At 60.6% G+C, this 6,800-nt stretch carries 5 protein-coding genes and 2 rRNA genes; 2 read left to right on the top strand and 5 right to left on the bottom strand.

Going from position 1 to position 6,800, the window contains the following annotated elements; genetic code table 11:
• Positions 1-217: 217 nt before the first annotated feature.
• Both O3298_RS08045 and O3298_RS08050 read right to left on the bottom strand, forming a co-directional pair.
• On the bottom strand, positions 218-1,267 hold the full coding sequence (locus tag O3298_RS08045; protein WP_305058950.1) for an aminopeptidase: 1,050 nt from the start codon (positions 1,265-1,267) through the stop codon (positions 218-220).
• Positions 1,268-1,269: 2 nt separating this feature from the next.
• The gene (locus tag O3298_RS08050; RefSeq protein WP_305058951.1) at positions 1,270-3,345 is read right to left on the bottom strand and encodes a molybdopterin-dependent oxidoreductase; all 2,076 of its coding nucleotides are present in this window, start codon (positions 3,343-3,345) and stop codon (positions 1,270-1,272) included.
• Positions 3,346-3,552: 207 nt separating this feature from the next.
• Between O3298_RS08050 and O3298_RS08055 the strand changes: the two genes are divergently transcribed.
• A complete protein-coding gene (locus O3298_RS08055; RefSeq protein WP_305058952.1) occupies positions 3,553-4,746 on the top strand; it encodes a M20 aminoacylase family protein in 1,194 nt (397 codons plus the stop codon).
• A 1-nt stretch (position 4,747) separates the two neighbouring features.
• Here the strand turns inward: O3298_RS08055 and O3298_RS08060 are convergent, their stop codons facing one another.
• The gene (locus tag O3298_RS08060) at positions 4,748-5,632 is read right to left on the bottom strand and encodes an NAD(P)-dependent oxidoreductase (RefSeq protein ID WP_305058984.1); all 885 of its coding nucleotides are present in this window, start codon (positions 5,630-5,632) and stop codon (positions 4,748-4,750) included.
• 119 nt (positions 5,633-5,751) lie between these two features.
• Here O3298_RS08060 and O3298_RS08065 point away from each other — a divergent pair, with 119 nt between their 5' ends.
• Entirely contained in the window at positions 5,752-6,312 is a 561-nt protein-coding gene (locus O3298_RS08065) for an acyloxyacyl hydrolase (protein WP_289912660.1), read from the top strand.
• Positions 6,313-6,441: 129 nt separating this feature from the next.
• On the opposite strand, the gene rrf is transcribed toward O3298_RS08065, so the two are convergent.
• A 5S ribosomal RNA gene (gene rrf / locus O3298_RS08070) occupies positions 6,442-6,554 on the bottom strand.
• 138 nt (positions 6,555-6,692) lie between these two features.
• Positions 6,693-6,800: ribosomal RNA gene (locus O3298_RS08075) — 23S ribosomal RNA — on the bottom strand; the annotation flags it as partial.

Here is a 6,800-nt window from a genome sequence, read left to right on the forward strand (position 1 = left end):
ATTGCTGCGGATTCTGTCGTCCTGCAGTCAGTTTGAGCATTCTGACGAGCAATTGCTCTATGCTACTAATGCGATGCTATCGGGCGCCGGGCTTCCATGCAAGCGCTTTCAACAGTATTCGAGCGGCAACTCTAGGGGTATTTTGTGCTGCACTGCAACATGATAAATACGCTGTTGCAGGATCGTTCGCCTTGACGTCCGGGACAATCTTTACGGGTCACGGGCTGGACAATTGTTCCAGCGCCTGCCTGCGCTCAGGCTTCTTGATCTGGGCCATTGTGTGCACTGCAGCATAAAAAGCACGAAAGTTCTTTTTTTCTTCCAGCAATTTTTTGAAGGCAGGCAAAAATTCATTGTAGGTAGACACGGAAGCCAGGTGCGCATTGCTCAACGGCTGCTCGAACCAGCGGTCGTAACCGGCAAAACCACCCCAGTTTTGCTTCAGGACCTGATACGCTTCTTGCAATGCCGCAAATACCTGCGCCTTGCGCACGCGCTTGTCCGCATCGCTGGCGTCGCTCGCATACACGGACTCCAGTTCGCCCCGGTATTTCAATAGCAAGGCCAGGAAATCCTGGCGCCGCGCCGCATACTGGGCATACGCCGCGCGCATGCTGTCATTGCCCTCGCGCGCCAGCCAGCGCTGCACGCCGGCCTCTTCCACGGCACTGGCAAACGACTCGTTGAAGGCCGAGTCGCCAGGCACGTACACCACCTGGTGCGCCAGCTCATGGAAGATCAGGCGCGCCAGTTCCGCATCGTTGTAGTGAATAAAGGTCGACAGCAGGGGATCGTCGAACCAGCCCAGGGTGGAATACGCGGGCACGCCACCCACCTGGACGTCGTAATGCTGGGCCCGCAACTCGTCGGCATACGCGAGCGCCTCCTCCTTGCTGTAATAGCCGCGATAGCTGACGCAGCCGGCGATGGGAAAACACCATTGCAGCGGCTGCAGCGACAATTCCGGCGTGGCCACCACGTTCCACAGCACAAACGGGCGCCGCAATGCCGCATAGTTCTTGTAGCTGCCATTGTCGGGCAAGTCCAACTCGCTGACGGCAAAGCGGCGGATCTGCTGCGCCTTGGCCAGGCGCACTTTCAGGCGCGGCTCGGTGGCGGGGTCATCTAGCCAGTCGCCGATGGGACGCGCGCCGGACCACAGGGCATATTGCCCCTGCGCCGCTTGCGTGTAGTAGCGCAACTGCGTGCAGCCGCCCAGCAGCAGGCATACCGTGCCGACGAGCAAGCGGGCCGGCCAGCGCGCCATGGTCAGGCAGCCTTTTCCACTTCAACCAGCGTATCGTAGAAGGTCGGCGCGCGGCCCATGTCCGTCAAGCGCTGGCTGGTCACTTCGTTGGCGTTCTTGCCGTCGCTGGCAAGTTTCTTCCACCACACGGACAAGCCCACCACCAGGCCCCGTCGCGCCTTGTCCGTCACCCTGGCCTTGGCCACAAAGCTGCCGCGGTCATTGAAGATGCGCACCATGTCACCGGCCACGATGCCGCGCGCGGCGCCATCGTCGGGATGGATATCGAGGTGGGGCTCGCCTTCGGCCGCGCGCAGGCTTTTCACGTTCACGAAGGTGGAATTGAGGAAATTGCGCGCCGGCGGGGAAATCATGGCCAGCGGATAGCGGGCCGCCAGCGCGGGATTGCTGGCTTGCGATTCGTGCGGCGCGATATACGCCGGCAAGGGATCGAGGCCCGCCAGCGCCATGGCTTCCGAATACAACTCGCACTTGCCCGATGGCGTGGGGAAACCGCCCTCGGCAAATGGCGCTTCCGGCATGACCAGCTTTTGCCAGCCCGTGCGCTTCAGCGATTCCCAGTCGAAATGCACGGCGCGCGCATCCGTCGCATCGAATGCCTTGGCCGCCAGCGCATCGTCGCTTTCCTGGAAGCACGGGTCATCAAAGCCCATGTATTGGGCCAGCAGGCGGAAGATTTCCGTATTCGCCTTCGCTTCGCCCAACGGCGCCACGGCCGCATTGTTCGCCATCATGTACAGGTGGCCATAGGTGGCATGCGTATCGACGTGTTCCAGCTGCGTGGTGGCGGGCAACACGATGTCGGCGTAGTCGACGGTATCGGTCTGGAAGTGCTCGAGCACGACCGTAAACAAGTCTTCACGGGCAAAACCCTGCGCCACTTTCGAGGAATCGGGCGCCACGGCCAGGGGATTCGAGTTGTAGACGATCACGGCCTCGACTTGCGGGCCGAAATCGGCGGAACTTTCTTTCAATAAATCGTCGCCGATGGTGCTCATATTGATGGTGCGCGGCGTGCCTTTGAGCAAATCGGGGCGCTGCAGGGCCTTGCGGTTGATGGGGAAGGAACCCGAACTCGACAGCTGCATGCCGCCGGCCGGATGGCGCCAGGCGCCCGTCAGGGCGGGCAGGCAGGCGATATTGCGCACGGCCATGCCACCGCCATGCACGCGCTGCACGCCGTAGTTGGCGCGGATGGCGGCGCCCTCGCCGGAGCGGCAGGCCTGGCCGTACAGGCGCGCCAAGTCGACCACTTCCGTGGCCGTGATACCGCACACTTCGGCCACCCGCTCGGGCGGCCATTCCAGGGCCCGCTGTTTCAAGGCGTCGTAGCCAACAGTGTAGCGCTCGATGTAATCATGATCGAGCAAATCTTCCACAATCAAGACATGCATCAAACCCAGCGCCAGGGCCGCATCGGTCCCCGGCAGCAAAGCGACGTGCTGATGGCACTTTTCCGCCGTCAGCGAACGGTAGGGGTCGATGGCGATCAGGGTGGCGCCATTGCGTTTGGCTTCCTGCGCGCGCATCCAGAAGTGCAAATTCGAGGCGATCGGGTTACCGCCCCAGATGATGATCAACTTGGCGTTCTGGAACTGTTCCAGGTCCGTGCCGATGCTGGCGCCCACCGTGTAGCGGTAGCCCGTGGCGCCCGCCGAGGCGCAGATGGTGCGGTCCAGCAAGGAAGCACCGAGCTGGTTGAAGAAACGCGACGACATCGACTCGCCCTGCACCAGGCCCATGGTGCCGCAGTAGCTGTACGGCAAGATCGCCTGCGGATCGCGCGCGGCGATCGGTTTCAAGCGGGCCGCGATGGTCTGCAGCGCTTCTTCCCAGCTGATACGCTCGAACTTGCCTTCCCCCTTCTTGCCCACGCGGCGCAGCGGATGCAGCAGCCGGTCCGCATGGTAGGTGCGCTCCGTGAAGCGCGACACCTTGGTGCACAGCACGCCCGCCGTGGTCGGGTGGTCGGGATCGCCCTTGACGGCTGTTGCCACCCCATCGGTCACGGTGACCAGCAAGGCGCAGGTATCGGGGCAGTCGAGCGGGCAGGCGGCGCGCACTTGGGTGGTGGTCATGGGGGCAATCCAAAAACGTTGGGGGAAGGCGATACTGTAAACCATTCCGCGCGCTTGCTGTTGGCGCCGTGGCAAGCACGTCCGTGCGCTGGATTTACCCGGCAAACAAGGGCTACAATGCACTATTAGCCGCGTCTGTTTTTGATCAAACAAGCGCGGTCCGGCGCGCCATACATTGCTGCGCGCCAGCATCCACAGGAGAGTCCCATGAAACTAGTTGATCCGATCTTGGCGTTTCAATCCGAGCTGCAAGGTATCCGCCGCGACCTGCACGCGCATCCCGAGCTGTGCTACGAAGAACAGCGCACCTCGGACGTGGTCGCCGCCAAACTGACGGAATGGGGCATTCCCGTGGTACGCGGCCTGGGCCGCACTGGCGTGGTCGGCATCATCCAGCATGGCACGTCCAAGCGCGCCATCGGCTTGCGTGCCGATATGGATGCCTTGCCGATGCAGGAAATGAATACCTTCGAGCATGCTTCACGCCATCCGGGCAAGATGCACGCCTGCGGCCACGACGGCCACACGGCCATGCTGCTCGGCGCCGCCCATTACCTGGCGCAACATCGCAACTTCGATGGCACGGTCTACCTCGTCTTCCAGCCGGCGGAAGAAGGCGGCGCCGGCGCGCGCGAAATGATCGAAGACGGCTTGTTTACACGCTTTCCCATGGATGCCATCTACGGCATGCACAACTGGCCGGGCGCGGAAACGGGTACCCTGAGCGTGGTGGAAGGGCCAATGATGGCGTCCAGCAATGAATTCCATGTCACCGTCAAAGGCAAGGGCGCGCACGCGGCCCAGCCGCACAAGGGCATCGACCCCATCATGGTAGCCGTGCAAATCGCGCAAAGCTGGCAAACCGTCATCACGCGCAACAAGAGTCCGCTCGACACGGCGGTGCTGTCGATCACGCAAATCCATGCGGGCAGCGCCACCAATGTGATTCCCGATGACGCCAGCCTGGTCGGCACCGTGCGCACCTTCACCACACCCGTGCTGGACCTGATCGAAGAGCGCATGCGCGACATCGCCGTGCACACGGCCGCCGCCTTTGGCGCGGAAGTCGATTTCCACTTCAAGCGCAACTACCCGCCGCTGGTCAACCACGCGAAGGAAACGGCGTTTGCCGTGGAAGTGATGAAAAGCGTGGTCGGTGCCGACAAGGTCAACGCGAATGTCGAACCGACCATGGGCGCGGAAGACTTCGCGTTTTTCCTGCAGGAAAAAGCTGGCTGCTATATCTTCATCGGCAACGGCGATGGCGAGCACCGCGATGGCGGCCACGGCCTGGGTCCGTGCGTCTTGCACAATGGCAGCTACGACTTCAATGACAATCTGCTGCCCATCGGCGCCAGTTTCTGGGTCAAGCTGGCTGAAGCGAGCCTGCCCGTCACGTAAATCAGCTCAGCTTATCCGGACCGGTGCCCAGGCGCTGGCCCGGATTCAGCGCTTCCAGGGCCAGCAAGGCAGCCGCGTGGTCTGCCGTCGGATGGCTGGCGGCGAGGGTTTCATAGCGCTGCGTCACCAATTGCGTCACCGGCAAGGTGACATGGGCCGCTTCCGCTGCCGCGAGGATGTTGTGCATGTCCTTGATCTGGCTTTTCACCTGTCCACCGGCAACAAAATTGCGTTCCAGCATGCGCTGGCCATGCACCTCCAGAATCTTGCTCTCGGCAAAACCGCCGCGTATCGCTGCCCGTACGGCGCTCGCATCGGCGCCGGCCGCCTGCGCCAGCAATAACGCTTCCGCCACGATATTCAGGGTGGCACCGACGATCAGCTGATTGCACAGCTTGGCAACCTGGCCGCTGCCGGCGGGCCCCACCAGAGTCGGGCGCCCCATGGCCGACAGAATCACTGCAACCCGCGCGTAATCGCTGGTGCTGGCGCCGGCCATGATGGCCAGGGTGCCCGCCTGTGCCCCGCCGACGCCACCCGACACGGGCGCATCGATGAAGGCATGGCCTGCCGCCTGCAAGGTGGCATGAAATTGCTGGGCTTCTGCTTGCTTGGTGGAACTCATATCCACCCATAGCGCCCCTGCACGCAAGGCAGGCAGCGCCTCTTGCAGCACCTGCGCCACGATGGGACCGGCTTCCAGCATCGAAATGACCACATCCGCGCCATTGACCGCCCCGGCCACGGAAACGGCGGGCTGCGCCCCTGCCTCACGCAGGACTTGGGCCTTGCTGTGCGTGCGATTCCAAATTGTGACAGAATATCCAGCGCGCAGCAGGCACCGGACCATCGGATCCCCCATCAGACCGATACCGAGAAATGCGATTTTTGTAGAGAATGTCAATTGAACCTCTGAAATCAAACGGGTGGCGGGAACACTGTGCAAAACTGGGTGTCTGCGCAAACAAGACGAGCCTTACGGCCAATTTTACGATGAAAGCCTCTATGTCCTTCAAGAAGAATATCCTCAAATCCATCGCTGCCATTACCGCGCTGATGGCAGCCAACGCCGGCTTTGCCGCCGACGACAAACTGATCGACTCCGTCTACGGCGAATATGCCAAGGGCGTGAAGGTACAAATGGTACGCGCCGGCGTGACCTCGAACTGGGATAAGGCCTGGTTCGTATCGAATGGCACACAACTGAGCGGTTACTGGGATGCCAGCATCGGCGGCTGGGATGGCAAGAGCTATCGCAATGTCCCCGGCCAGCATCAAAAGCTGTGGGACCTGGGCTTTACCCCCGTGTTCCGCTTTGAAAACACGAACAAGCTGGGCTTCTATGCGGAAGGCGGCATTGGCGTGCACATGCTGTCCAAGCTGTACGATAACGACGATAACCGCCTGTCGACGCACTTCCAGTTCGGCGACCATATCGGCGTTGGCTATATCTTCAATAATAAATGGGAAGTCGCTGCGAAGATCCAGCATTTCTCGAACGGCGGCTACAAGAAACCGAATAGCGGCGTCAATTACATGAATGTCAAAGTCGCTTACCATTTTTAATGGTTATGACAAATGAACAGGGCACCGCGTAGCGGTGCCTTTTTTTACGCCTGTCTGCTGACAAAACCAAACCGCCAGACGTAAAAAAACCCCAACCGGATCACCGGAAGGGGTTTTTTCGCATAACAAGCCTGACGATAACCTACTTTCACACTGGTTGCAGCACTATCATCGGCGCAAAGTTGTTTCACGGTCCTGTTCGGGATGGGAAGGGGTGGGACCAACTTGCTATGGTCATCAGGCATAACTTGTACTGGCATTTGTCCTCAGTGGAGCGACAAAGCCTGAATCTGGAAGAAGCAAAGATTGGGGTAATGACTGGTTGTATCAACACACACGCAACGTTGTACCGTCTTATCCTCTGCACCTGCTAAGGTTATAGGGACAAGCCGTACGGGCAATTAGTACTGGTTAGCTTAATGCATTACTGCACTTCCACACCCAGCCTATCAACGTCCTGGTCTCGAACGACCCTTCAAAGAGCTCAA

Source organism: Janthinobacterium sp. SUN137 (assembly GCF_030587265.1).
GTDB lineage: Bacteria > Pseudomonadota > Gammaproteobacteria > Burkholderiales > Burkholderiaceae_D > Janthinobacterium > Janthinobacterium kumbetense.